Origin of the sequence: Streptomyces sp. NBC_00038 (assembly GCF_026343635.1) — a bacterium.
Classification (GTDB): domain Bacteria; phylum Actinomycetota; class Actinomycetes; order Streptomycetales; family Streptomycetaceae; genus Streptomyces.
On record NZ_JAPELQ010000001.1, the window covers coordinates 19863 to 43453 of the forward strand.

The 23591-nt window shown below is 68.9% G+C and carries 22 protein-coding genes and 1 pseudogene; 11 read left to right on the forward strand and 12 right to left on the reverse strand.

Going from position 1 to position 23591, the window contains the following annotated elements:
• Positions 1-67 precede the first annotated feature (67 nt).
• Positions 68-1087, reverse strand: a complete 1020-nt coding sequence (locus tag OG219_RS00115) for a VOC family protein (protein WP_266821541.1) — start codon at positions 1085-1087, stop codon at positions 68-70.
• Positions 1084-1956, reverse strand: coding sequence for an alpha/beta fold hydrolase (locus OG219_RS00120; RefSeq protein WP_266821543.1), 873 nt, complete (start codon positions 1954-1956; stop codon positions 1084-1086). The genes OG219_RS00115 and OG219_RS00120 overlap by 4 nt, the downstream gene beginning before the upstream one ends.
• Before the next feature lie 282 nt (positions 1957-2238).
• Between OG219_RS00120 and OG219_RS00125 the strand changes: the two genes are divergently transcribed.
• Positions 2239-2871 carry a TetR/AcrR family transcriptional regulator gene (locus OG219_RS00125; RefSeq protein ID WP_266821545.1) on the forward strand — a complete coding sequence of 211 codons (633 nt, stop codon included), beginning with the start codon at positions 2239-2241 and terminating at the stop codon, positions 2869-2871.
• Positions 2872-2914: 43 nt separating this feature from the next.
• Here the strand turns inward: OG219_RS00125 and OG219_RS00130 are convergent, their stop codons facing one another.
• Together OG219_RS00130 and OG219_RS00135 are read right to left on the reverse strand one after the other, a co-directional pair.
• Entirely contained in the window at positions 2915-3991 is a 1077-nt protein-coding gene (locus OG219_RS00130; RefSeq protein WP_266821547.1) for a hydroxyneurosporene dehydrogenase, read from the reverse strand.
• Positions 3992-4352: 361 nt separating this feature from the next.
• Positions 4353-4982 (reverse strand): TetR/AcrR family transcriptional regulator, encoded by a 630-nt coding sequence (locus OG219_RS00135; protein WP_266821548.1) that lies wholly within the window; start codon positions 4980-4982, stop codon positions 4353-4355.
• Positions 4983-5340: 358 nt separating this feature from the next.
• On the opposite strand from OG219_RS00135, the gene OG219_RS00140 reads away from it, so the two are divergent.
• Genes OG219_RS00140 through OG219_RS00150 form a run of 3 tightly spaced genes read left to right on the forward strand, consistent with a single transcriptional unit; the run spans position 5341 to position 8386 of the window.
• Positions 5341-7152 (forward strand): long-chain fatty acid--CoA ligase, encoded by a 1812-nt coding sequence (locus OG219_RS00140; protein ID WP_266821550.1) that lies wholly within the window; start codon positions 5341-5343, stop codon positions 7150-7152.
• 56 nt (positions 7153-7208) lie between these two features.
• Positions 7209-7799 carry an RNA polymerase sigma factor gene (locus OG219_RS00145; protein WP_266835950.1) on the forward strand — a complete coding sequence of 197 codons (591 nt, stop codon included), beginning with the start codon at positions 7209-7211 and terminating at the stop codon, positions 7797-7799.
• Complete coding sequence (locus OG219_RS00150) at positions 7796-8386, forward strand: hypothetical protein (protein WP_266821552.1); 591 nt, start codon at positions 7796-7798, stop codon at positions 8384-8386. The genes OG219_RS00145 and OG219_RS00150 overlap by 4 nt, the downstream gene beginning before the upstream one ends.
• 95 nt (positions 8387-8481) lie before the next feature.
• Here OG219_RS00150 and OG219_RS00155 read toward each other — a convergent pair whose 3' ends face one another.
• The 5 genes from OG219_RS00155 to OG219_RS00175 all read right to left on the reverse strand — a co-directional run bounded on the left by OG219_RS00155 (position 8482) and on the right by OG219_RS00175 (position 14382).
• On the reverse strand, positions 8482-8616 hold the full coding sequence (locus OG219_RS00155) for a hypothetical protein (protein WP_266821554.1): 135 nt from the start codon (positions 8614-8616) through the stop codon (positions 8482-8484).
• Positions 8617-8681: 65 nt separating this feature from the next.
• The gene (locus OG219_RS00160; RefSeq protein WP_266821556.1) at positions 8682-9401 is read right to left on the reverse strand and encodes a TetR/AcrR family transcriptional regulator; all 720 of its coding nucleotides are present in this window, start codon (positions 9399-9401) and stop codon (positions 8682-8684) included.
• Between the two features lie 365 nt (positions 9402-9766).
• Positions 9767-11932 (reverse strand): 3-hydroxyacyl-CoA dehydrogenase NAD-binding domain-containing protein, encoded by a 2166-nt coding sequence (locus OG219_RS00165; RefSeq protein WP_266821558.1) that lies wholly within the window; start codon positions 11930-11932, stop codon positions 9767-9769.
• Between the two features lie 43 nt (positions 11933-11975).
• Positions 11976-13190 (reverse strand): acetyl-CoA C-acetyltransferase, encoded by a 1215-nt coding sequence (locus OG219_RS00170; protein ID WP_266821560.1) that lies wholly within the window; start codon positions 13188-13190, stop codon positions 11976-11978.
• A gap of 34 nt (positions 13191-13224) precedes the next feature.
• A complete protein-coding gene (locus tag OG219_RS00175; protein WP_266821562.1) occupies positions 13225-14382 on the reverse strand; it encodes an acyl-CoA dehydrogenase family protein in 1158 nt (385 codons plus the stop codon).
• A gap of 123 nt (positions 14383-14505) precedes the next feature.
• Here OG219_RS00175 and OG219_RS00180 point away from each other — a divergent pair, with 123 nt between their 5' ends.
• Together OG219_RS00180 and OG219_RS00185 are read left to right on the forward strand one after the other, a co-directional pair.
• Positions 14506-15354: an enoyl-CoA hydratase-related protein gene (locus OG219_RS00180; protein WP_266821563.1), complete on the forward strand. Its 849-nt coding sequence runs from the start codon at positions 14506-14508 to the stop codon at positions 15352-15354.
• Positions 15351-16538 carry a TetR/AcrR family transcriptional regulator gene (locus OG219_RS00185; RefSeq protein ID WP_266821565.1) on the forward strand — a complete coding sequence of 396 codons (1188 nt, stop codon included), beginning with the start codon at positions 15351-15353 and terminating at the stop codon, positions 16536-16538. Before OG219_RS00180 ends, OG219_RS00185 begins: the two co-directional genes overlap by 4 nt.
• A 303-nt stretch (positions 16539-16841) precedes the next feature.
• Here OG219_RS00185 and OG219_RS00190 read toward each other — a convergent pair whose 3' ends face one another.
• Positions 16842-17564, reverse strand: coding sequence for an IclR family transcriptional regulator (locus tag OG219_RS00190; RefSeq protein ID WP_266835951.1), 723 nt, complete (start codon positions 17562-17564; stop codon positions 16842-16844).
• A 74-nt stretch (positions 17565-17638) separates the two neighbouring features.
• On the opposite strand from OG219_RS00190, the gene mhpD reads away from it, so the two are divergent.
• The 4 genes from mhpD (at position 17639) to OG219_RS00210 (ending at position 21644) form a co-directional block, all read left to right on the forward strand.
• Complete coding sequence (gene mhpD / locus OG219_RS00195) at positions 17639-18439, forward strand: 2-keto-4-pentenoate hydratase (RefSeq protein ID WP_266821566.1); 801 nt, start codon at positions 17639-17641, stop codon at positions 18437-18439.
• Positions 18436-19368 (forward strand): acetaldehyde dehydrogenase (acetylating), encoded by a 933-nt coding sequence (locus tag OG219_RS00200; RefSeq protein WP_266821567.1) that lies wholly within the window; start codon positions 18436-18438, stop codon positions 19366-19368. The genes mhpD and OG219_RS00200 overlap by 4 nt, the downstream gene beginning before the upstream one ends.
• On the forward strand, positions 19365-20369 hold the full coding sequence (dmpG, locus tag OG219_RS00205) for a 4-hydroxy-2-oxovalerate aldolase (protein ID WP_266821569.1): 1005 nt from the start codon (positions 19365-19367) through the stop codon (positions 20367-20369). Before OG219_RS00200 ends, dmpG begins: the two co-directional genes overlap by 4 nt.
• A gap of 276 nt (positions 20370-20645) precedes the next feature.
• Positions 20646-21644 (forward strand): nitronate monooxygenase family protein, encoded by a 999-nt coding sequence (locus tag OG219_RS00210; RefSeq protein WP_266821570.1) that lies wholly within the window; start codon positions 20646-20648, stop codon positions 21642-21644.
• 277 nt (positions 21645-21921) lie between these two features.
• Here OG219_RS00210 and OG219_RS00215 read toward each other — a convergent pair whose 3' ends face one another.
• Entirely contained in the window at positions 21922-22518 is a 597-nt protein-coding gene (locus tag OG219_RS00215) for a TetR/AcrR family transcriptional regulator (protein WP_266821572.1), read from the reverse strand.
• 109 nt (positions 22519-22627) lie between these two features.
• Here OG219_RS00215 and OG219_RS00220 point away from each other — a divergent pair, with 109 nt between their 5' ends.
• The gene (locus OG219_RS00220) at positions 22628-23065 is read left to right on the forward strand and encodes a nuclear transport factor 2 family protein (protein ID WP_266821574.1); all 438 of its coding nucleotides are present in this window, start codon (positions 22628-22630) and stop codon (positions 23063-23065) included.
• A 29-nt stretch (positions 23066-23094) separates the two neighbouring features.
• On the opposite strand, the pseudogene OG219_RS00225 reads toward OG219_RS00220, so the two are convergent.
• A pseudogene (locus OG219_RS00225) lies at positions 23095-23544 on the reverse strand (ATP-binding protein); the annotation flags it as partial.
• Positions 23545-23591 lie beyond the last annotated feature (47 nt).

Consider the following 23591-nt stretch of genomic DNA (forward strand, 5'->3'; position numbering starts at 1 on the left):
CGCGGATCTGGACCGGCTCACCGAGGCGTCGGACTAACCGCACGACGCGTTTGTTCTCACCCTCAGTTCAGTCGTCGGCGATGCCCGTACCGCTGAGGGCGGGGACGGTGTTTTCCGGATGGGCCAGGGAGCGGGCGCTGGCCCGGAACTGGGCGAGCTTGTCGAGGATGGTCTCACCGACCGGGAGGTGTCCCCAGATGCTGATGCCCTGATGGGTGCTGGGCTCCCACGTCGCCTCGTCGACGACGACGGGGTTCCAGCCGACTTCCCAGTCGAAGCCGGAGGGGGTGCGGGCGTAGTGGGAGAGTTCGCGGTCGTTGCTGTGCTGACCGACGGTCAGCGAGCCGAAGCCGAGTTCGTGGACGCGCTGGTAGCTCTGGGCGACGTCGTCGAGGGTGGCGGCCTGGATGTTGAGGTGCTGGACACGGGTGGGGATCGGGTCGATCGGCACCCTGAGGGGGTTGGCCACCGCGATGGTGTGGTGGCGTTCGTTGACGCGAAGGAAGCGGATCTTGACTTTGAGGCCGCTCATGGTCTCGTCGATGTAGTCGGTCAGGCGGGCGTCGAAGACGGTGTTGAAGTAGCCGCGGATCTGCGTCGGCCTGGTGGAGCTCAGGGCGATGTGGCCCATGCCGGCATCGCCGGTGACGAAGCCGGAGGCGAGCATGCGCAGGGGCTCGGCGGACTTCACCGGGGTGGTGTAGATCTCCTGGGTGATGCCTTTGGGCCCGGGGAAGCGCAGCAGGCGTTCGACACCGCGCAGGGCGGCTTCTTCGTCGGTTCCGACGACTAGGGGCACGCCGTGGGCGCGGATGCGGGCCTCTATCTGTTCGAAGGAGACATGGTCGTCGATGTGCCAGCCGGTGGTGACGACGTCTTCGGCGGGGCCGCGCCGCAGCAGGAAGCGGCACTCCTGCTCGTCGAGACGGAAGCGCATCAGGTCACGGGAGAGCGCGTCGTGATGCATGCCGATGGCGTCGGTGCCGAACCGCTGCCAGTCGGCGAAGCGGTTGGTCTCGATGATGATGTAGCCGAGGTGGACGGCTCCGAAGACCGACGGGGCGTCGTGCCCCTCATACGTGTTCATCGGTGGCCTCCCAGGAAGTCGGAGCAGAGACGGTTGAACAGGCCGGCCTGCTCGAACTGCACCCAGTGCCCGGTGTTGGCGACCATGTACAGGTCGCAGTTGGGCAGGCGGTCGGCCAGCATGCGGGCACCGGAGGGGCGGTTGACCTTGTCCTCGGCGCCCCACAACACGAGGGTGGGGACGGACAGCCGGCTCAGGCGCGGGTCGCGGGTGAAGTCCATCTTCCACAGGGTGCGCAGTGCGCCCGGCCCGGAGGGAAGCCTGGTGGGCGGAGAGGCGATGACCTCGGGGTCGATGCTGGCCTGGTAGCGGTCTTCGATGGCGGAGTCCGGGACACTGGCGGCGTTGAAGACGAGGTAGTTGCGGATGAACGTCTCCAGTTTCAGCCGGGACGGTCCGTCGCCGGTGTAGTAGCCGAGCAGGCTCCTCGCGCCGCGGGTGGGCACGGTGCGGGTGGTGCCGACGCCGGCGGGGCCCATCAGCAGCATGCGGTCGACCCGGTGGGGAGTGTCCAGGGCGAGCCGCAGCGCGCAGGCGCCGCCGTAGGAGTTACCGACCAGGTGGACCTTGTCCAGGCCGAGTTCGTCCAGCAGACCGCGGATCAGGCCGGAGAGGTACCCGACGGGGTCGGCGCTGTCGACACCCTTGCTGCTGCGGCCGTAACCGGGCATGTCGGGCACGATGACCCGGTACCGCTCGGCCAGCTGGGCGATGTTGCGCGTGTAGTTGGAGACGCCGGAGGCGCCGGGACCGCCGCCGTGCAGCATCACCACCGGCGGGCCGTCACCCGTCTCCGCGACGAAGATCTTCTTACCGTCGACGTCATAGGTCGTCTCCTGCATCGTCGGCAGGTCGGTCGGAGTGGTCATGTCGTTCCTCGCTTTGCGGTGATGGTCGCGGTGGGCGAAGGGCTGTTGTCGGGGTGACGCCTGTCGGCGGCGGGGGAACTGCGCGACGACGGGCGCGGCGACGTGGGCGCCGGGGCCCTCTCAGTCCACGGAGAGGGCTCGGACACGCGAGGAGATCTCGGCGTCGCGATCGAGGGCTACGACCTTCAGGTTACCGTAGCGATCGATCCAATTGGAATGACTACTACGGTAAGCGTGGTGCCGGATACAGTCAAGAGCAGGCATGATCGGGAGGGAGTGCTCATGACCAGGTCCCAGGCCACTCGCAAGAAGCGCGCGAACGGCATCGAATCGCGGCAGCGCATCCTCGACGCCGCCGTGGAGATCGCGGGTGAGCGCGGGTACGAGGGCACGTCCATCGCGGCCGTCAGCGTCAAGTGCGGGCTGCCCGCCAGCTCGATCTACTGGCACTTCAAGGACAAGGACGACCTGATCGCCGCCGTTATCGAGCGCAGCTTCGACACCTGGCTGACCGCGGTGGAGCTGCCGGATGAGGGCACGGGGACGCCTTTGGAGCGGATCACCGTCATGGCCACCAGCGTGGCGAAGTCACTGGTCGACGCCCCTGACTTTCTGCGCCTGGGCCTCATGCTCGCCCTGGAGCGACGGCCCAGTGAGCCCCGGGGCAGGACCGTTTTCCTCCAGGTCCGGGAGACCGCCCGTCGCAGGATCGCCGAGTTTGCGCGGACCCTTTTCCCGGAGCTGGACGAGGACGCGATCCGAACGCTGACCACCTATGGCATCGCAGGCGTTGACGGCTTGTTCGTGCAGCGCCAGATCGGCGGGAACTCCGTCGAACTGGTGGCGTTGCTCGAAATGCACGCCCGGCTGGTGCACGATGCGGCACTCCGGATGGCGACCGGCGAAGCCCGGTGAGCGTGGGGGTGTCTGAGCCCTCCGCTACGAAACAGCCTTTCCGCTACTGCGTCCTGCCCATGTACATCAGCTCCCAGATCGCGGAATCCGTGTGGCTCTCGACCACACTCCCCGCCCTGAGATGCTCGATGCGCAACTCGCCCTCGAAGCGCAGGTAGGCGCCGTCGAAGCGGACCAGCTTGGCCGCCAGCCTCTTCGGCCCCTGGAGGCTGTCGATCAGCTTGTTCAGGGACAGATCGCGGTAGCGCGTGAAGGTGGCGGTGTACGTGTCGTCGCCATCGGCGTAGGTGTAGCGGACCACGTTCCCGACCGGCTTGCCCGTCGTGACGTCCGTGTAATCGCCGAGCGTCTCGAAGGAGACCTTGGCCGGGTCGTCGGCGATCACCCGGCCGTCCTTGGCCAGCATGAAGACGGGCAGTGGCGTGTTGCCGTACGCCTTCTCGGCGGTGATGTACGAGGCGATCACGGCGTAGGGGCCCGCGCTGCCGCGTCCCCAGTACCAGTGGTTGATGAGGGAGTTCATCGGGGCGTTGCCCCAGTTGTGGTCGTGATAGCCGACACCGGCGGAGGTGCGGGTCGTACCGTCGACGGTGTAGGTCGCCTTCACCCGTCCCTGGGGGACCGCGGGCAGCCAGTTGAACTCCTTCTCGCCCTCCGCGCCGAAGTACCAGTGGCCTGTCGCGGGCCGCCATGAGGGGATGTCGCCGGTGAGGGTGACCTCGACGGCGACGTTCTCGATCCGGGCGCTGATCGTGTAGGTGTGCAGATCGCCGCGGAAGAAGTGGTCGCCGATCCGGACGTCACACCCCTCCTGGGACGCCGAGAACTCCTCGGGTTTCCACTCGGCGATCTTGCGGTGACTCGTACCGTCGGGAAGGTCCAGGTCGATCCGGATCATGGGTGAGAGCGGCCGGCCGACGTCGGCGAAGTCCTTGGTGAAGAACGCCATGACCAGCTTCGCGCCGTCGTCGAGGTGGGCGTCGAAGTACCACCACTCGTAGGTCCCGGCGCTTCCATCGGTGCGCCTGCCGTCCTCCCACGACTGCACGGCGGCGGGCTCGATCCCGATGAGGTCGAAGTCTGCGGGAGCTGATCCCAGGCGGGCCAGTGAAGTTCCCATTTCATGACCTTTCCTAGTCTGTTCAGTTGCGCGAGATGCGACGGTTCGGTGATTTCGGTGGTCCGAGGGCATGTGCCGCACTCGACTGCAGGGCGGTCTCGATGGGGAGCCTCGATGCGCTCCAGAGCAATGGGGCGCGCATGCATCCGCGACCGGTCGCGGGGGCTCAAGTGCCGCCGGGCGGGGGGCTCGCGGTACCGCCGGGGTCGTATTCGGGAACGTAACACGCTATTGGCGACCCGACAACAGGAGGCGTGAGGAGTCGGCGAGGGCACCGGAGAGCGCCGGGTCCCAGGTGTCAGGAAGGTCTGTACGCAGGGGGTACGTCGAGATCAGCGGGGTCACTCGGGCCCGCGTTCCGTCACTCCCCGCGGCTCTCCGGCCCGAACTCCGTGATGATCAGCAGAAGGGTGCGCTCCAGCAAGGCGAACGTCTGCCCACGACTCAGGGTGCCGCGGTTGAGCCACTCGTTGGTCGCGGACCGTGTCATCGCGGCGAAGGCCCGGCACATGCCGCGCAGCGGTTCGTCCGCCTCGGTGTCCGGGTCGATGCCGAGTGCGCGCAGGGTCTGGTCGACGGTCGTCTCCTCCGCTTCCCGCATGACGGCGTCGACGTCCGGATCGTGGCCGTGCGACAGCGCGTCGACCGTCGCGAGCCACATGCCGCGGTTGCGGTCGACGACACTGAGGAAGCGGTCGACGACGCCGTTCACCCGCTCCTGGAGGGTGCCCTTGGGCAGCCGCTCCAGCACGGAGTCGGGCACGGCGACCATCTCGCGCAGCACCTCCAGGTAAAGCTCTCGCTTGCCGCCGAAGTAGTGGTTGACCAGGCCCCGGGTGACGCCGGCCTCACGTGCGATGTCCGCCAGTGACACCGCGCCGTAGGGCTTCTCGCCGAAGGCCCGGCGCGCGCAGGCGATGATCTGGTCACGGCGGGCTTCCGGCTCCATTCGGGTCCGTGCCCGCCCTTCGGCGGGGAAGGGGGCTGTCACGGTTTCATCCTTTCACGGCCCCCGTCGGCGAAGGTCGGCGGAAGCCGTGGTACGTGGTACGCCGGGCGCCGCCTCCGGCGCCACCGGACTGCGCGGGGCGATTCGAATTGGATGGGGCGATCGACTTCGGGTCGATCGTGGGCGCGAAGGCTCCGGGTGTGAGGTGCCGGGGTGCGGACACTCTCGCTGCCTATTGGCGACCCGTCAAGAAACGGAGGTGAAATCACCCGGCAACTATTGACTGGTCGCCAATAGTGGGTCGACAGTGTTGCCACGCCCGGTGCGTGCCGGGCACCGCGGGACTCCGGCAGCCTCCTTCGAGTAGGCCCGATTCCCCCGACAGCAAAGGAGCTGCCCGGTGACGCCGACCGCCCCCCGGACGTTTTGCGAGGTGTTCCAGCGGACCGCAGCGCGCCAGGCCGACCAGCTCGCCCTGCGTACCGTCGGTGACACGACGACGCTGCTCTGGTCCGAGTACGCCGACCGGGTCCGGGCACTTGCCGAGGGGCTGACGGCCCTCGGTGTGCGCCGCGGCGACACGGTCGCGCTCATGCTGCGCAACCGGCCCGATTTCCACGTCGCCGACACGGCCGTCTTCCATCTCGGGGCGATCCCATTCTCGATCTACAACACCTCCTCGTCCCAGCAGGTCGCCCACCTGCTCACGGACTCGCGGGCCCGTCTGGTTATCACGGAGGAGTGCTTCCTGCCCGTGCTCGACCACCCCGCCCGCGAGGTGGATGCGACGGTCGTCACCGTCGACGGCGCCTTCCCCGGGATCCTGTCGCTGGACGACGTCTCCTCCCGTACGGTCGAGGGCTTCGACTTCGAGGCGATCTGGCGCTCCGTGCGTCCGGAGGACGTGCTCACGCTGATCTACACCTCCGGTACGACCGGGCAGCCCAAAGGCGTCGAGATCACCCACCGTGCCGAACTCGCCCAGTGCGCGGGCGCGAACGAACGGCTCGGCATCAACGCCGGCGATCGGATGATCTCCTTCCTGCCCTCCGCTCATATCGCCGACCGCTGGTCCTCGCACTACACACAGATGACCGCGGGAACCGAGCTGACGACCGTCGACAAGCCCCGTGACATCGCCGCCGCCCTCGCCGACGTCCACCCCCAGGTCTTCGGAGCGGTGCCACAGATCTGGCAACGCCTCCACAACGGCCTCCGCGCGGCACTGGAACAGGCCGCGGCCAGCGAACCCGACGAGGTACGCCGCCAGGCGCTGTCCGACGCCCCCGGTCTCGGCCTGCGCTACGCCGAGGCCGCCGAGCGTGGCCGACTCACCGCCGAACTCGCCGACCGCTGGGCGGCGTTGGACTCCGCGGAGCTGGCACCGCTGCGGGAGCGGTTCGGCCTGGACCGATTGCGGGTGGCGGCTTCGGGAGCCGCGCCGATCGCGCCGAGCCTGCTGCTGAACCTGCGCGGCCTGGGTATCCCGGTGAGCAATGGCCTCGGCATGTCCGAACTGTCGGGGATGGCGACCTACTCGCCTCCCGGTGAGGCCCCAGTGGCTTCGGTGGGCCGCCCCTTGCCGGGCGTGGAAGTTTCGATCGCCGCGGACGGCGAGCTACTGGTCCGCGGCGAGATCGTCATGCGCGGCTACCGGGGCGCCCCCGAGAAGACCGCCGCCGCGCTGAACGCCGAGGGCTGGCTGCGGACCGGCGATGTCGCCACCATCGACTCGACCGGCGCGATCACCCTGGTGGACCGTAAGAAGGACCTGATGATCAGCACGGGCGGCAAGAACCTCTCGCCCTCCGTCATCGAGGGAGCCGTCCTCTCCCACTCCCCTCTGCTCGCGCACGCGGTCGTGATCGGCGATGCTCGCCCCTTCGTGACCGCTCTCCTGGTGCCCGATCCCGATGCGGTCAACGCCTTCGCCGCACGACTCGGCCTCGACGGCGGACTTGCCGGACTGTGCCGGCATCCCACGGTCCGCGCGGCGATCGAGACGGGGTTGGCCGCGGCCAACTCTGTCCTGTCCCGCCCTGAACAGGTTCGCGCCCACCTCGTGCTGACCGACGACTGGCAGCCCGGCAGCGAGTTCGTCACCCACACCCGCAAGACGCGCCGCGGGCCCATCCATGAGCACTACGCCTCGCAGATCGAGGCGATGTACACCGAGCACACCGCAGCCACTGGCACCGGCCGATCCGGATAAAACGCCCTTGCTGAAAGGAGCCGGTCGGTGTCGGACACGGACGGGGCGTGGAATCCATGACGGAACAGGAGGCCCGTCGGCAACGACGGGCACGCTTCGAAGGACTGGCGCACGTGGTGACGGAACCCCTGCACCGGTATCTGTTGCGACGAACGGCCCCTGACATGGTCGAGGACGTCCTGTCCGAGACGATGCTGGTGTTGTGGCGTCGCATCGACCATGTACCTGGGCTGAGAAACGGGTCCCTGCCCGATCGCGATGAGGTGCTCCCTTGGTGTTACGGGGTGGCGCGGGGCTGCCTGGCCAATGCCCGCCGGGCGGACGGACGGAGGCTCCGCCTGGTGGAACGGTTGATGAGTGTTCAGCAGGCACCTGTGTCGCAGGCACCCGTGCCCGTGGTCACCGATCACAGCGAGCTGCATGCCGCACTGGCCGCACTCGGGGAGCTGGATCGCGAGGTGATACGGCTGTGGGCGTGGGAGGAACTGGCGCCGCGGCAGATCGCGGAGGCGACCGGATTGACGGCCAATGCGGTGAGCGTGCGGCTGCATCGGGCGAAAAAGAAAATCGCCGAACGGCTCCAGTCGGCGCGAAAGAACGCCGAGCACGCCGGACACAAGATGAGTGAAGGAAGGAGCGGTCAGTGAATGACAACGAGTTGCTGACCCTACTGAGGGACGCGGACCCCGCACTCACCTCACGAGCTCCGCTGCCCGACATCAATCGTCTTGTGGAGGCTGCCATGAACACCGACTTCGACACCACAACTCCCACCACGAATATCACCGCGGGAAGGGGGCGCCAGCGTCTCTTCGGGCTCGCGGCGGCTGCCGCGCTGCTCCTCGGCGGTGGTCTCACCGCGGGAATCACGGCGAATTCCGGAAACGGCCCCGCGACCGAAGCCGTCAAGGAGCTGAATCTCACCGGGAACGGCAACGGCAAGTGCCAGGCACCTGTTCCCGACCAACTGGCGGGTTACCCGACGCTTTTCTATGGGACGGTCACCTCTGTAAAGGGGCCCCTGATCTCCTTCCACGTCGACCATTGGCTGCGCGGTGGTGGCACTCGCACGATCCTGGTGAGTAACGACCCGGACTTCCCGGAGAACCTGACCTTCACGGTCGGCCAGCATTACATCGTGGCTGCCGAAAGCGACGGGGCCATTCCCTCGTGCGGTGCGAACTGGGTCTCGGACAAGACCTGGGAGCAGTTCAGCGACGCATTCGGAAAGTAGCGTCACGCCTTCGGCCACCCGGTCCCGAGCACCAGGACGATCTCGTCGCGGTGCTCGGGACCGCCCTCATACCGCACGCGGCCGGCCGCTGCCCGTCACCGCACCGCGACTTCGCACCGGATGGCACAGCGGCCGAGGATCGGGTCGACCTCGCGTGGGTCGGCTGCGGGGTCGAGCGTTGTCGCCGCGACGATCACACCGTCCTCGGCGTCCGCCGTGCCGCCGGCCACGCCGAACGTCTGCGTATGTGGGGGTCGATCGAGCGGCGCCAAGAGCCGGAGTCGAGGATCTTCCTTCAGTCGCGTGGTGAGCCCGAGGTGTCCGAGTCCGGCGACGGCGGGTCGATCCCGTTCGCTCTCCGCAGGTCGAAGTGCTTGCCGGAGTCCTCACCGGGCAGCGGCTCCGTCCGCTCCGGACCGGCTCGCAGGCCGTCCAGCAACAGCCGCAGATAGCGGCGCCACAGATCCGACTGCCCGCTCCGTTCGGTCACCGCGGCCAGCATCTGCTGGATCACGACCAGGTCCCAGGGCTCCGCGTCGGCACGCAGCGCGCCCTGCTCCTTGGCCCGTTCGACCACGAGGTCGACGTTGCGCCTGATCTGCTCCTGGTGCCGCAGTCCCGCCGGCACCGCACGGTCACTGTGAAGCACGACCTCGCGCAGGCCGCGGTCGAGCGCCTGCAGTTCGGCGACCCGCTCCAGACTGACCGTCAGCCCGCGCCAGGCGTCGGCGTCCTCCGCCCCTTCCCGGGTGGCTTCCTCGACGCGCGCGAACATGTCGTCGACCAGCTCGTCGATCAGGGCCTGCTTGTTGGCGAAGTGGCGATAGGCCGTGCCCACCCCGAGCCCGGCATGGTGGGCGACGTCGTCCAGGGTTGCCTTCAGACCGTGTTCACGGAACACCTCGCGGGCGGCGACGAGGAGCTTGCGCCGGTTCCGCTCGCGGTCGCGCCGCGGCCTGGGCGTACGCGTCCCGCCGGAACCGCCGGCCTCGCCGGATGCGGAGTGTGCCGCCATGCAGGGGTCTCACTTTCGGGGGCGCGTGATCGTCCTGGCACATCGTACGGCCGCGCCATCCACGGGTCCGGCTGCGCCGACAGGCCGCCGGTCCCACTCACTTAGATTGAAGCGGATATTGCATCTCCGTTTTGTGTTACGGTGCCGGAGCAGTAAAACGGAGATTCCATCTCCGGATGTGTTTCCGTCCGATACGGCAGGAGAAGGCGCGATGGATCGACACAATGCGGTTGCAGGCCACGGTGCGAGAGACCAGTGGCGATGGCCTCAACGCCCGGGGCGGATCGCTGCCCTGGCAGCGGCCACCGGCGTGATCTGTGTCGGTCTGACTGAGCCGAGTCTTGTGGCCCGCGGCCGCGGTCGGGTCACTCGAAGCGCTCACCCCGTTCGGCCTTGGTCACCAGGGAGCGGGGCGGGGTGAACCGGTCGCCGTACCGCTCGGCCAGTTCGTACGCCCGGTCCACGAATCCGGGCAGGCCTCCCTGGTAGCCGTTGACGTACTGGATGACGCCACCGGTCCAGGCCGGGAAACCGATCCCGAGGATCGAGCCGACGTTCGCGTCCGGCACGGAACGCAGCACGCCCTCATCGAAGCAGCGGACCGTGTCCACCGCCTCGGCGAACAGCATCCGCTCCTGCATGTCCCGGAACGGGATCTCGTGTTCTGGCACGGTGAAGTGCTGCCGCAGACCCGGCCACAGGCCGACCCTCCTGCCGTCGGCGTACTCGTAGAAACCGGCGCCGGACGACCGGCCCGTGCGGTCGAAATCGTCGATCATGCGGTCGATCACCGCTTCGGAACCGTGCGGCTGCCACGTCCGGCCCTCGGCCCGCGCTGCGGCCACGAACTCTTCACGGATCTTGCGCGGCAGAGTCAGCGTGAGCTCGTCCATCAACTGCAGGGGCGGAGCCGGGTAACCGGCCTGGCTGCCGGCCTGCTCGATCGAGGACGGGTCGATCCCCTCCCCCACCATCGCCACCGCTTCGTCGAGGAACTTGCCGATGACCCGGCTGGTGAAGAAGCCGCGGCTGTCGTTGACGACGATCGGCGTCTTGCGGATCTGCCGCGCCACGTCGATGGCCTTGGCGAGGGCGGCGTCCGAGGTCCGCTCACCGACGACGATCTCCAGCAGGGGCATCTTGTCGACGGGTGAGAAGAAGTGCAGGCCGATGAAGTTCTCCTGGTCCTTCACTCCGTCGGCCAGAGTCGTGATCGGCAGCGTCGAGGTGTTGGAGCCGAGCAGCGCGCCGGGCGCGACGATGTCCTGGATCTCCTGGAAGACGCGCTGCTTGACCTCGGGGCTCTCGAACACCGCCTCGATGACGAGGTCGCAGCCGGCCAGGTCCTGCGGATCGGCGGTGGGCGTGATCCGGGTGAGTGTCTCGTCCGCCTGTTCGTGTGTCGTCCTGCCTCGGGCGACGGCCTTCTCGAACAGACCGACCGAGTAGGCCTTGCCCTTCTCGGCGTTCTCGACGGACACGTCCTTCAGTACGACGTCCATGCCGCCGCGGGCGCAGACGTAGGCGATGGCGGCCCCCATCATCCCGGCGCCGAGTACGCCGACCTTCCTCGCGCGCCACTCGTCGTGGCCTACGGGGCGGCTGCCGCCGCCGTTGATGTGCTGCAGGTCGAAGAAGAACGCCTTGGTCATGTTCTTCGAGATCTGACCCGTGACCAGTTCCACGAAGTAACGGCTCTCGATCGTGAACGCGGTCTCCAGGTCCACCTGAGCGCCCTCCACCGCGGCGGCCAGGATGGCTACCGGAGCGGGGTAGTTGGCGCCCTTGATCTGCTTACGCAGGTTCGCCGGGAAAGCGGGCAGCTGGGCCGCGAGTGCCGGGTGTGCGGGGATGCCGCCGGGCATCCGGTACCCCTTGGAGTCCCAGGGCTGGGCGACGTCCGGGTGGTCGAGCACCCATCGCCCGGCTTGGGCCAGCAACTTCTCGGGGCTGTCGACCACTTCGTGCAGCAGGCCGATGGCCAGGGCCTGGGCCGGCTTGTGCCGCTGGCCCTGGAGCAGGACGTTCAGCAGCGCGTCGGTGATGCCGAGCAACCGTACGGTTCTGACGACTCCACCGGCTCCGGGCAGCAGTCCGAGCGTCACCTCGGGCAGGCCGATCTCGCTGCCGCGGGCGTCGAGCGCGACCCGGTGGTGGCAGGCCAGCGCGATCTCAAGGCCGCCGCCGAGCGCGGCGCCGTTGATCGCGGCCGCGACCGGGCGGCCCAGGGTCTCCAGACGGCGCAGTAGCGACTTGATCCGGGTCGCGAAGTCCATGGTCTGCGCCGCGTCGTCCGGGGTGGCCCGGATCAGCTCGTTGAGGTCGCCGCCGGCGAAGAAGGTCTTCTTGGCGGAGGTGATCACGACACCGGCGATGTCGTCCCGCTCGGCCTCCAGCCGGTCGAGGACCTCGGCGAGGGCCTCGACGAAGGCGCGGTCCATGGTGTTCGCCGATTTACCGGGGGCATCCATGGTGAGGACGACGACTCCGTGCGCGTCCCGCTCCCAGCGGATGTGGTTCTGCTGACTCATCAACTCTTCCTGTCTGCTCGGTACCTGGTGGCCCACGGCGGTCTCAGCAGCGTTCGATGACGGTGGCGATGCCCATGCCGCCTCCCACGCACAGGGTGATCAGGCCGTAGCGCTGGTCCCGGCGTTCCAGTTCGTCGATGACGGTGCCGACGAGCATCGCCCCGGTCGCGCCCAGCGGGTGGCCCATCGCGATGGCGCCGCCGTTGACGTTGACCTTCTCCAGCGGGAGGCCCATGTCCTTGACGAAGCGCAGGACCACGGCGGCGAACGCCTCGTTGATCTCCACGAGGTCGATGTCGTCGATGCTCAGCCCGGCCTTGTCCAGGGCCTTGCGGCTGGCCGGTGCGGGGCCGGTGAGCATGATCGTGGAGTCGGCACCGGAGAGGGCCGTGGCCAGGATCCGGGCCCTGGCCCTGAGCCCGGCCGCGCGTCCGGCCCGTTCGCTGCCGACCAGCACCAGGGAGGCGCCGTCGACGATGCCGGAAGAGTTGCCGGGTGTGTGCACATGGTCGATCCGCTCGACCCAGTGGTACTTCTGCAGGGCCACCGCGTCGAAGCCGCCCTGCTCGCCGATGGCGGCGAAGGAGGGCTTGAGCCCGCCGAGTCCTTCCGCGGTGGTCTCGGGGCGGATGAACTCGTCCTGGTCGAGCACGGTCAGTCCGTTGCGGTCACGGACCGGTACGACGGAGCGGGCGAACCAGCCCTTGTCGCGTGCAGTCGCGGCGCGTTCCTGGGAGCGCACCGCGTACTCGTCGACCTCCCGCCGGGAGAAGCCCTCGATCGTCGCGATCAGGTCGGCGCTGACGCCCTGCGGGATGAAGGCGGTGCCGTAGCTGGTGTCGGGGTCACTGGCCCAGGCACCGCCGTCCGAGCCCATCGGCACCCGCGACATCGATTCGACGCCGCCCGCGAGCACCAGTTCCTCGGAGCCCGAACGGACCTTCTGGGCGGCCGTGTTGACCGCTTCCAGACCGGAGGCGCAGAACCGGTTGAGCTGCAGCCCGGTAGTGGTCTCGGGCAGTCCGGCGGCCAGCGCCGCCGTCTTGGCGATATCGCCGCCCTGGTCGCCGACCGGGGAGACGACGCCGAGCACCACGTCCTCGATCAGATAGGGGTCCAGTCCCGGATGCCGGGCCCGGATCTCGTCGATCAGTCCGACCACCAGGGAGACAGGCTTCGTCCCGTGCAGGGAGCCGGTTTGCTTGCCACGACCGCGCGGGGTGCGGATCGCCTCGTACACAAAAGCTTCCGTGGTCATACCCGTGGATTCCTTCCTCGGCCTCGGCGGCCGCTCACAGCGAGCGGGCGACGAGTTCCTTCATGACTTCGTTGGCTCCGCCGTAGATGCGCTGGATCCGGCCGTCCGCGAACATCCGGGCGATCGGGTACTCGGTCATGTAGCCGTAGCCGCCGTGCAGTTGGAGGCAGCGGTCCACGACCTCGGTCTGCCGGTCGGTGATCCAGTACTTGGCCATCGAGGCGGTGGCGGCGTCCAGGTCTCCGTTCAGGTGGCGCTGGACGCAGTCGTCCAGGAAGACCCGGGCCACCCGCGCGGTCGTGGCACAGTCCGCCAGCTCGAAACGGGTGTTCTGCAGTTCGAACAGCGGCCGTCCGAAGGCGTGCCGTTCCTTGGTGTACGCGACCGTGGCGTCGACGGCGGCCTCCAGCCAGGCGAGTCCGATGGCGGCGATCAGCAGCCGCTCCTGAGGCAGTTGCTCCATCAGCTGTACGAAGCCGAGGCCCTCGCGGGGGCCGAGCAGGTTCGCCGCCGGGACCCGGAGTTCGTCGAAGAACAGCTCCGCGGTGTCGGTGCTGTGCTGGCCGATCTTCTTCAGCACCCGGCCGCGCTGGAATCCAGGCGTGTCCTCATCCACTTCGGCGACCAGGAGCGAGACGCCGCGGGCGCCCTGGCCGGGGTCGGTCTTGGCCACGATGACCACAAGGCCGGCGTTGTGGCCGTTGGTGATGAAGGTCTTCGCGCCGCTGATCAGGTACTCGTCCCCGGTGCGGACCGCCCGGGTCTGGATGCCCTGGAGGTCGGATCCAGTACCCGGTTCGGTCATGGCGATCGCGCCGAGCAGTTCGCCGCTCGCCATCCGGGGCAGCCAGCGGCGCTTGTGCTCCTCGCTGCCGTAGGCGTTGACGTAGTGGGCCACGATGCCGGAGTGGACGATCATGGGCATGGCTCCGGCGCCTGATTTCATCTGCTCTTCGATCAGCACGGTCTCGTGAGCGATCGTTCCACCGCCACCCCCGTACTCCTCCGGGATCGACGCGCACAGCAGGCCCAGCTCGCCCGCCCGGCGCCACAGCTCCTTCGCGGGGAATCCCTGTCGGGCGAACTCCTCCTCACGCGGCGCTGCCTCCTTCGTGAAAAAGGTGCGGGCCAGGTTGCGCACGGCGTCCAGCTCGTCGGTCAGCCATGGGGATCGGTATGCCGTCGTGGTCATGCGACGCCCTCTCAGTCTTCATAGCATCCTAATGGTCATTAACTTCATTCACCTCGACCCTTGCTGTCAAGGCTAGGAATGGATGAGACTCAACCTAAGGATGATTAACAAGAGAGGCTAGAGATGCCCGCCTACCAGCAGATTCGCTATCAGCCGACCGGCCCAGTGGCGACGATCACGCTCGACCGCCCCGCGGCACGCAACGGCTACACCCTCCGCATGGCGCAGGAGCTGCGGGACGCGTTCGCGCAGGCTGACGCCGACGAGCGGATCCGGGTCGTCGTCCTCACCGGTGCCGGACGCGACTTCTGTGTCGGCGCCGACCTCTCCGGGGGCGGCTTCGACGTCGACGGAGAGGGAGAGGAGGACCTGCTGCCGCTGGAGCTGGAGCCCGCCGGAAGTGTCTCCGCCCGTATGTTCGCCATGAACAAGCCCGTGATCGCCGCGCTCAACGGCGCCGCGGTGGGCGCGGGGGCGACGGTGCCACTGGCCGCCGACTTCCGGCTGGCGGCCCACGACAGCAGGTTCGGCTTCCCGTTCACCCGGCGCGGCATCGTCGCCGAGGGCGGCTCCACCTGGTTCCTGCCCCGTCTGGTGGGCCTGTCCACCGCCCTGGACTGGACGCTCACCGGGCGGGTGTTCGGCGCGGAGGAGGCGTTGCGCTCAGGTCTGCTGCACAGCGTCCACGAGCCCGAAGCGCTGCTGGACGCGGCCTACGCGCTCGCGCACGAGATCGCGGACCACACCGCTCCGGTGGCCGTCGCGATCACCCGGCAGATGATCTATCGTGTATCGGCACTCGACTCGCCCGCCCAAGCCCACCAACTGGAGACTCAACTGGTGTCCGCACTGACTCTCAGCGCAGACGCCGTGGAGGGCGTCACCTCGTTCCTGGAACGGCGGCCGCCAAACTTCCCGGGTCGCATCGCCGACGGCCTCCCGGACTTCCTGCCATGGGCCGGTGACAAGTGACCGCGCCCACCGGCGCCGTCTCCCGGCCGGGAAAGCCGACGCGACGCGACCAGTTGGGGGCGATCGCCGCCGGACTCTTCGCGCGCGACGGCTACCACAACGTCTCCGTCCAGGACATCGCCGCAGCCGCCGGGCTCAGCGGGCCGGCGCTCTACCGCCACTTCCGAGGAAAGCAAGCGGTACTCGCTCATGTCCTGCGCGCCGGCCTCGACGAGGCCGAGGTGACACTCGACCGGTGCACCGGGAGCGAGGCCCGCCCCGAACCGGCCGAGGCCTACGCGCAGTTGGCCGCCCTCGTGGTCGCCTGGCCGGAGTTCGGCATCCTCTGGCGACGCGAGCGCCGCCACCTCGCACCGGAGGACGCCGTCGAGGTGCGCAAGCACGCGGCGCGGATCAGTACGCCACTGATCCGCGCACTGCGGAACCAGCGCCCCGAGCTGGAGCCCTCCGAGGCGTCACTGCTCACCTGGGGGGCGCTCAGCGTCCTGGGGAGCATCTCCGACCACCGCGTCCGGCTGCCGCGCGCGGCCTTCGAGAAGCTCCTCACGGCGATCGTCCTGAACGTCCTGGCGACCGACCTGACCGCCGCCTCCGCACCCCAGCACTCGACGGCGAGCCCCCCGGCCCTCCTGGACGCCCGGCGCGAACAGCTGCTCGCCGTATCGGCCCGGCTCTTCCGGGAGCGTGGATTCCACGCAGTGGCCATGGAGGACATCGGCGCCGCGGCCGGCATCGCCGGGCCGAGCATCTACACCCACTTCGCGGGCAAGATCGACCTGCTCCAGACCGCCGCGAGCCGGATCCGCGAACGCCTGCGGCAGAATGTCACGGCCGCGCAGACGGCCGGCCTTCCCGCGAGCGACACCCTCGACCTCCTGGTCATCTCCTACGTCGACACAGTCCTGGACTACCGGGACTTCGTCGCCGCCTACTTCACCGAAGGCCACAACCTGCCCGAACGCGACCGCACGGAACTGCGCCGTTTCCAGCGTGCATTCGCCGCGTACTGGGCTGAGACGACGAGCGCCGCGGCATCGATCAGGGAGCCGAAGGAGGCGCGGGTCCGCGTCCACGCCGCGTTCGCCGTCGTCAACGACCTCGCACAGACCCGCCAGTTCTTCTCACGTCCCGCCTTGGCCGCTGAGCTTCGCGCCCTCATGCACACGATCCTTGCCGGGGGATAGCACCGGTCGACAGCGACACGGCCGGCTCCAGAAGGTGTTCGTACGCGGCTCGGTCGCAGCTTGCAGGCCGAACTCGCCCACGGCTGTCGGCGCGAGAGTTCGTCGAGTGAAGGAGCCTTCAGCGATTGCGGCTGTGAGGGTCGGAGGGTCGAACGAGCGCCGCCAAGAGCCACACCCAAGCCTCCTCCGCCTCGCGAGACGACGAGCCGACGTGCTCTTCGCGATGCTCCGCGACGCCACCTTCTGCGACCCCAGCCCGCCCCGCCGGCTTGACGAAACCCATAGGGGCATCCGCCGAGCAGATCACCGGCCGGACCGCAGAGCCCGCGACAACCCCAGCGCCGCCGTCCTCACCGCCGGCGCCAGCTGAGCCGGCCGGAACCGCCCGCATGGCACCGCCACCGACAGCGCCGCCACTGCGGTCGGCCCGCCGAAAACGGGTGCCGCGATACAGCTCACCCCCGCCACAGCCTCTTCCTCCTCGTAAGCCAGGCCTGCGACCTGCGCCTGCTCGACGGCCGTCCGAAGCCTCGCCGGGTCGGTGATCGACCGTGGCGTCAGCCGCGGCAGCGGCCCCGCCAGCACCTCCTCGACCAAATCGGCACCTGAGAAAGCCAGCAGGGCTTTGCCGACCCCGGTGCACGTCAGCGGGAGCCGCCCGCCGATCCGGGACGGCAGCCGCAGCACGTCGTGGCCGTGGATGCGCTCGACGTAGACCACCTCGTGGCCCTCGCGCACCCCCAGGTGCACGGTCTCGTGCGTAGCCTCGAAGAGGTCCTGAAGGAACGGCAGCGCGGCCTCCCGCAGGTCCTGCCGGCGCGGCACCAGCGACCCCAGCTCGAACAACGCCCCGCCCAGCCGGTAGGTCTCCGCGTCCCGTTCCAGAAGGCCGAGCCGCACCAGCTCGGCGCAGAGCCGGAACACGGTCGTCTTCGGCAGCTTGGTCCGCCCTGCGAGTTCCGTAAGACGGAACTCGCCACCGTCCGGCCGATAGCAGTTCAGGACAGCTACTGCCTTGTCGAGCATGTTGCCCTGGGAGCTGTTCCGTGTCATGGAACATATTTTGCCGCACCCCGAGGCGTGCGCCTATACCTGTGGGCATGAACACCGACCTCGTGACCAAGGTGGCCGACGTCCTGGCCGAAGCCACCCGCACCGGCACCCCCTGTGCCCCGGTCCGCGCCCTCCTCCCCAACGGCGACATCGAGACCGCCTACGCCGTGCAACGGATGCACGTCGAGCGGGGCGTGGCCGCCGGCCGACGGCTCGTGGGCCGCAAGATCGGGCTGACCTCACCCGCCGTGCAGCGCCAACTCGGGGTCGGACAACCCGACTTCGGGGCGTTGTTCGCGGACATGGCGGTCAGCGAGGGCGAGCCCATCGTGGCCGGACGACTGCTCCAGCCCAAGATCGAGGCCGAGGTCGCCCTGGTGCTGGACGCCGACCTACCGCACCGCGACCCCACCGTCGCCGACCTGCTGCGTGCCACCGCCTTCGCGCTGCCCGCGCTGGAGATCGTGGACAGCCGGATCGCCGAATGGGACATCACCATCGTCGACACCATCGCCGACAACGCCTCCTGCGGCCTGTTCGTCCTCGGCGGCACGCCGGTCCCGCTGGACCGCGTCGACCTGCGCGACGTCCGGATGACCCTGACCAAGAACGGCGAGACCGTCTCCCAGGGCACCGGCGCCGACTGCCTGGGCAGCCCGCTCACCGCCGCCCGCTGGCTCGCCGCCACCCTGGCAGACCTGGGCGACCCGCTGCGGGCCGGCGACATCGTCCTGACCGGCGCGCTCGGCCCGATGGCGGTCGCCGCCGAGGGCGACGAGTTCACCGCACGCATCGAAGGCCTCGGCACCGTCGGCGTCACCTTCGCGAGCGAAGGAGCCTCCGCATGACCACCAAGGCCGCCGTCATCGGGTCCGGGAACATCGGAACCGACCTGATGATCAAGATTCTACGGCTCTCCGAATCCCTGGAGATCGTCGCGATGGCCGGCATCGATCCGGACTCGGACGGCCTGGCCCGCGCCCGCCGCCTCAAGGTGGCCACGACCCACGACGGTGTCGACGGCCTGGTCGGCCTGGACGAGTTCGAGGACCTCTCGATCGTCTTCGACGCCACGTCCGCCGGCGCCCACCGCCGTCACGACGAGGTGCTGCGCGCTCTGGGCCGTACGGTCGTCGACCTCACTCCGGCCGCCCTCGGCCCGTACGTCGTCCCGCCCGTCAACGGCGACGCCCACCTGGACGCCCCCAACGTCAACATGGTCACCTGCGGCGGCCAGGCCACCATCCCGGTGGTCGCCGCAGTGAACGCGGTCACCCCGGTCCACTACGGCGAGATCGTCGCCTCGATCTCGTCGCGATCCGCCGGTCCCGGCACGCGGGCCAACATCGACGAGTTCACCGAGACCACGTCCGCCGCCGTTGAGAAGGTCGGCGGCGCGACCCGCGGCAAGGCGATCATCGTGCTCAACCCGGCCGAACCGCCCCTGATCATGCGGGACACCGTGCACTGCCTGGTCGGCGACTGCGACGACGCCGCCGTGACGGACTCCGTGGAGGAGATGGTCGCCCGCGTCCAGACGTACGTCCCCGGCTACCGCCTCAAGCAGAAGGTGCAGTTCGAGCGAGTGGCCGCCGCCGACCCGCTGCGCACCCTCGCCCCCGGCGACGCCGTGAAGGTGTCCGTCTTCCTCGAGGTGGAGGGCGCCGCCCACTACCTGCCCGCCTACGCCGGCAACCTCGACATCATGACCTCGGCCGCGCTGCGCACCGCTGAGCGCATCGCCGCCCACCGCACCCCGGAGGTGGCATCCCGATGACCCGTCTGTACGTCCAGGATGTCACCCTGCGGGACGGCATGCACGCCGTCCGCCACCGCTACACCCTCGACCAGGCCCGCACCATCGCCGGCGCCCTCGACGCGGCCGGAGTCCGCGCGATCGAAGTAGCCCACGGCGACGGCCTGTCCGGCTCCAGCGTCACCTACGGCGTCGGCGCACACACCGACTGGGAGTGGATCGAGGCGGTCGTGGGAGCCGTACACCAGGCCATCCCCACCACACTCCTCCTCCCCGGTATCGGCACGGTCCACGACCTCAAGCAGGCCCACTCCCTGGGCATCCGCTCGGTCCGCATCGCCACCCACTGCACCGAGGCCGACATCTCCGCCCAGCACATCGCCGCCGCGCGAGAGCTGGGCATGGACGTGGCGGGCTTCCTGATGATGTCCCACCTCGCCGAGCCCGCCGAACTCGCCCGTCAGGCCAAGCAGATGGAGTCCTACGGCGCCCACTGCGTGTACGTCACCGACTCCGGCGGCAGACTGACCATGGACGGCATCCGCCACCGCGTCCGCGCCTACCGCGACCTCCTGGACCCGGCAACGGAACTGGGCATCCACGCCCACCACAACCTCGGCCTGGGCGTGGCCAACTCGGTCGTCGCCGTCGAGAACGGCGTCACCCGCGTCGACGCCTCCCTCGCCGGGCAGGGCGCCGGGGCGGGCAACTGCCCACTGGAAGCGTTCGTCGCGGTCGCCGACCTGATGGGCTGGGAGCACGGCTGCGAACTGTTCCCGCTGATGGACGCGGCCGACGACGTCGTACGACCGCTGCAGGACCGCGAGGTGCGGGTGGACCGCGAGACCCTCACCCTCGGTTACGCCGGCGTGTACTCCAGCTTCCTGCGGCACGCCGAGGCCGCCGCCCGCAAGTACGGCCTGGACACCCGGGCGATCCTGGTCGAGGTGGGCCGCCGCAAGCTGGTCGGCGGGCAGGAAGACATGATCACCGACATTGCCCTGGACCTCAAGGGGAGTTGACGCGCCACGACACGCGTTCGCGAAGCGCGCGTGAGCGTGGCCGGCACTCACTCGATGCCCGTCGCCAACTCGATGCCCCTCGCGGTCGGGGCCCGGGGCGAAAACCTTGCGGACGCCAGTCAGCGGGGGCGAGTTACTCCCGCTCAGGAGTCGTGGACTGTCTCAAGATGCACCGCGTTGTGAATCCGCTCTGCACCTGCGCTCGGAACCCGATGGCCGGCGCAGAGAGCCACGCCCGCCACAGGGCTGACCCCCCAACCCGCTGAAGGACTCGTCATGCCGTTGCCCCCTGTTCTCTCGCTGCCCCTCACGCTTCCCGTCTTGGGCTCGCCGCTGTTCATCGCCTCCGGCCCCGAGCTGGTCATGGCCCAGTGCCAGGCCGGGGTCATCGGCTCGTTTCCGGCCCTCAATGCTCGGCCCGCCTCGCTCCTGTCCGACTGGCTCGAGCGCATCACAGAGGAGAACGCGTCCTACGCAGCCGCGCACCCGCAGGCCGTCGTCGCCCCGTTCGCGGTGAACCAGATCGTGCACCGCTCCAACGACCGCCTCGAGCACGACATGGACGTGATCGTGAAGCACCAGGTGCCGATCGTCATCACGTCGCTTGGTGCACGGCCGGAGATCAACGACGCTGTGCACTCCTACGGAGGCGTCGTGCTCCACGACGTCGTCAGCAACGAGTTCGCGCACAAGGCCATCGAAAAGGGTGCCGACGGTGTGATCGGGGTGGCCGCCGGGGCCGGCGGCCACGCCGGCACGCAGTCACCGTTCGCCCTTGTGCAGGAAATTCGGGAATGGTTCGACGGTCCACTGCTGATGTCGGGCGCAATCGCCCACGGCCGCTCCATCTTGGCCGCGCTGGCCGCAGGCGCGGACCTCGCGTACGTAGGCTCCGCATTCCTCTCCACCACTGAGGCGAACAACTCGGCCGCATACAAGCAGATGATCGTCGACAGCGCCGCGAAGGACATCGTCTACAGCAACCTGTTCACCGGCGTCCACGGCAACTACCTGCGTGACAGCATCTCCGCTGCCGGACTCGACCCGGACAACCTCTCCGAGTCGGATCCGACCGCCATGGACTTCGGCACGAGCAACACCGCGAAGCCGAAGGCATGGAGGGACGTCTGGGGCTCAGGCCAAGGCATCGGCGCCGTCAAACAGAGCACGACCGTCGCAGACCTCGTCGCAACGCTCAAGGAGCAGTACGACGACGCACAGTTCGCCCTGTACACCAAGACACGCACGCGCGGCGCGACCACGCACTCGGCCTGAGCGAACAGCCCACCAGACGTACGTCGAAAGGAACGCCAAGGCCAAGCTGGCCGCGTCACCAACCTGCCCGGGCAACACACCTAGGGCGTTCGCTATCGGCCCCACCGAGGCGAGTTGAACTGGCCCCAGTTCGCGGATGATTCGTGAAGATCGGGCGTTGTGCAGTGGCCCCGGTGGGCGGCTTGATCTGGGACCACCGCTGGCAGAGGTGCGGAGCGGCGAGCGCCTGATCGGATTTCAACGCGTGCGGTGATCTCCGGCGCGTCGAGCGAGTGCGTCATGCCGTATTCCCGTCGGCGTGGGTGTGGCGTGGGAGCAGGCAGTCGAAGACAACCTCTGCCAGCCTCCCGGACCTCTCACTCGTGCCGCGTCGGCGGCCGGCCGTCAGCGCGGCCACGACGATAGCCTGCACGTCTGCTGCGTCAACGTCGTCGCGCACCGCCCCGGCCTGCTGGGCGCGGGAGACGAGCGCGCCGAACAACTCGCGCAGCTGTGCCGCCAGTTCCTCGGCCTCGACGCCCATGGGGCCGCCCTCCGCCGTGATGGCCTCGGTCAGGTCCTGCTTCGCATCGGCCTCGGCAGTCATCCGGGCGAGGAAGGCGAAGAACGCCGGCCCGGCCTCCGCCTCGGCCAGGGTGGCGCGGGCGTCGAGCGTCAGCTGCTCCAGGCGCTCGCGCACGACCGCTTCGAACAGCGCCTCCTTGGTGGGGAAGTGGCGGTGGACGGTGCCCGGCCCGACCTCGGCCCGGCGGGCGATTTCGTCCAGCGGGACCGCGAGGCCCTCGGCGGCGAAGGCTGTGCGGGCCGTTTGCAGGATGCGCTCCCGGTTGCGGCGTGCGTCGGCGCGCAAGGGGCGCTGTCGCTCGGTGGTCAACTGCCCTCCAGGGACGGGGGTTTGGAGTATTGATAACCGGGGCCTGCGCCCCGTATATTCAATCACGCAACCGGGGTCATCGCCCCGGTTATGTCGAGAGGAGTGTCCCATGACCACTGCGGCACCGCGTGAAGTCCTCCAGCATTTCCTCCGTCTGACAGCCGACGGCCCCGGCGAGGGGATGGCCGACCTATTCACCACGGACGCCGTCTTCGAGATGCCCTACCTGCCGCCGAGCGCACCCGTGCAGGAGCCGGGACGAGACGCCTTCCGGGCCCACCTGCAAGAAGGGGCGAAGCTGCAGAAGTTCACGGCCGTGGACCACGTCCAGGTGCACGAGACGACCGATCCCGAACTCGTGGTCGCCGACTACCGCCTCCACGGCCGCGTCCTGGCCACCGGGAAGCAGTTCGCCTTCGACATGGTGATGTTCGCCCGCATCCGGGACGGGCTGATCACCTGGTCGCGCATCTACTCCAACCCGCTCGACGGGGCGATCGCCTTCGACGCGGCCGAGGGACTGCTCGCCGCGATCACGGCTGCTTAGGGCCCCTCGTCCCTGCTGGTCACAGGCGATCACCAGGTCCCGTTGGCTTTGTTCGCCCTGGTGCGGGCCAGGCGATAGGACTCGGTGCCGGTCTCGATGAGGCTGGCGTTGAAGGTGAGCCGGTCCACGATCGCCGCGCAAAGACGGGGGTCGGTGAAGGTCTTGCTCCAGCCCGTGAACGCCTCGTTGGAGGCAATCGCGATGCTGTTCTGCTCCTCACGCTCCGTAAGAACCTGGAAGAGCATCTCGGCGCCGCGACGGTCAAGTTCGAGATAGCCGAGCTCGTCGATCTCCAGGAGGTCGACGCGTCCGTAGCGGGCGATGTTCTTGCCCAGCTGCTTGTCGTCAGCCGCTTCGACCAGCTCGTTCACCAGGGCGGCGGCGGTGTAGCGGACGCGGTAGCCGGCCATGGCGGCCGCGGTGCCCAGGCCGATCAGCAGGTGGGACTTGCCGGTGCCGGAGTCCCCGACCAGACAGGGGCCTGGCCAGGCGGCGCGGGGTGAGGTGGCTGACCTGCGGCAGCTGC

Excerpts from the sequence above, each read along its gene's own strand:
- OG219_RS00115 (WP_266821541.1), bottom strand. The coding sequence starts at position 1,087 with ATGAACACGTATGAGGGGCACGACGCCCCGTCGGTCTTCGGAGCCGTC.
- OG219_RS00120 (WP_266821543.1), bottom strand. The coding sequence starts at position 1,956 with ATGACCACTCCGACCGACCTGCCGACGATGCAGGAGACGACCTATGAC.
- OG219_RS00125 (WP_266821545.1), top strand. The coding sequence starts at position 2,239 with ATGACCAGGTCCCAGGCCACTCGCAAGAAGCGCGCGAACGGCATCGAA.
- OG219_RS00130 (WP_266821547.1), bottom strand. The coding sequence starts at position 3,991 with ATGGGAACTTCACTGGCCCGCCTGGGATCAGCTCCCGCAGACTTCGAC.
- OG219_RS00145 (WP_266835950.1), top strand. The coding sequence starts at position 7,209 with ATGACGGAACAGGAGGCCCGTCGGCAACGACGGGCACGCTTCGAAGGA.
- OG219_RS00160 (WP_266821556.1), bottom strand. The coding sequence starts at position 9,401 with ATGGCGGCACACTCCGCATCCGGCGAGGCCGGCGGTTCCGGCGGGACG.
- OG219_RS00165 (WP_266821558.1), bottom strand. The coding sequence starts at position 11,932 with ATGAGTCAGCAGAACCACATCCGCTGGGAGCGGGACGCGCACGGAGTC.
- OG219_RS00170 (WP_266821560.1), bottom strand. The coding sequence starts at position 13,190 with ATGACCACGGAAGCTTTTGTGTACGAGGCGATCCGCACCCCGCGCGGT.
- OG219_RS00175 (WP_266821562.1), bottom strand. The coding sequence starts at position 14,382 with ATGACCACGACGGCATACCGATCCCCATGGCTGACCGACGAGCTGGAC.
- OG219_RS00180 (WP_266821563.1), top strand. The coding sequence starts at position 14,506 with ATGCCCGCCTACCAGCAGATTCGCTATCAGCCGACCGGCCCAGTGGCG.
- OG219_RS00190 (WP_266835951.1), bottom strand. The coding sequence starts at position 17,564 with ATGCTCGACAAGGCAGTAGCTGTCCTGAACTGCTATCGGCCGGACGGT.
- mhpD (WP_266821566.1), top strand. The coding sequence starts at position 17,639 with ATGAACACCGACCTCGTGACCAAGGTGGCCGACGTCCTGGCCGAAGCC.
- OG219_RS00200 (WP_266821567.1), top strand. The coding sequence starts at position 18,436 with ATGACCACCAAGGCCGCCGTCATCGGGTCCGGGAACATCGGAACCGAC.
- dmpG (WP_266821569.1), top strand. The coding sequence starts at position 19,365 with ATGACCCGTCTGTACGTCCAGGATGTCACCCTGCGGGACGGCATGCAC.
- OG219_RS00210 (WP_266821570.1), top strand. The coding sequence starts at position 20,646 with ATGCCGTTGCCCCCTGTTCTCTCGCTGCCCCTCACGCTTCCCGTCTTG.
- OG219_RS00220 (WP_266821574.1), top strand. The coding sequence starts at position 22,628 with ATGACCACTGCGGCACCGCGTGAAGTCCTCCAGCATTTCCTCCGTCTG.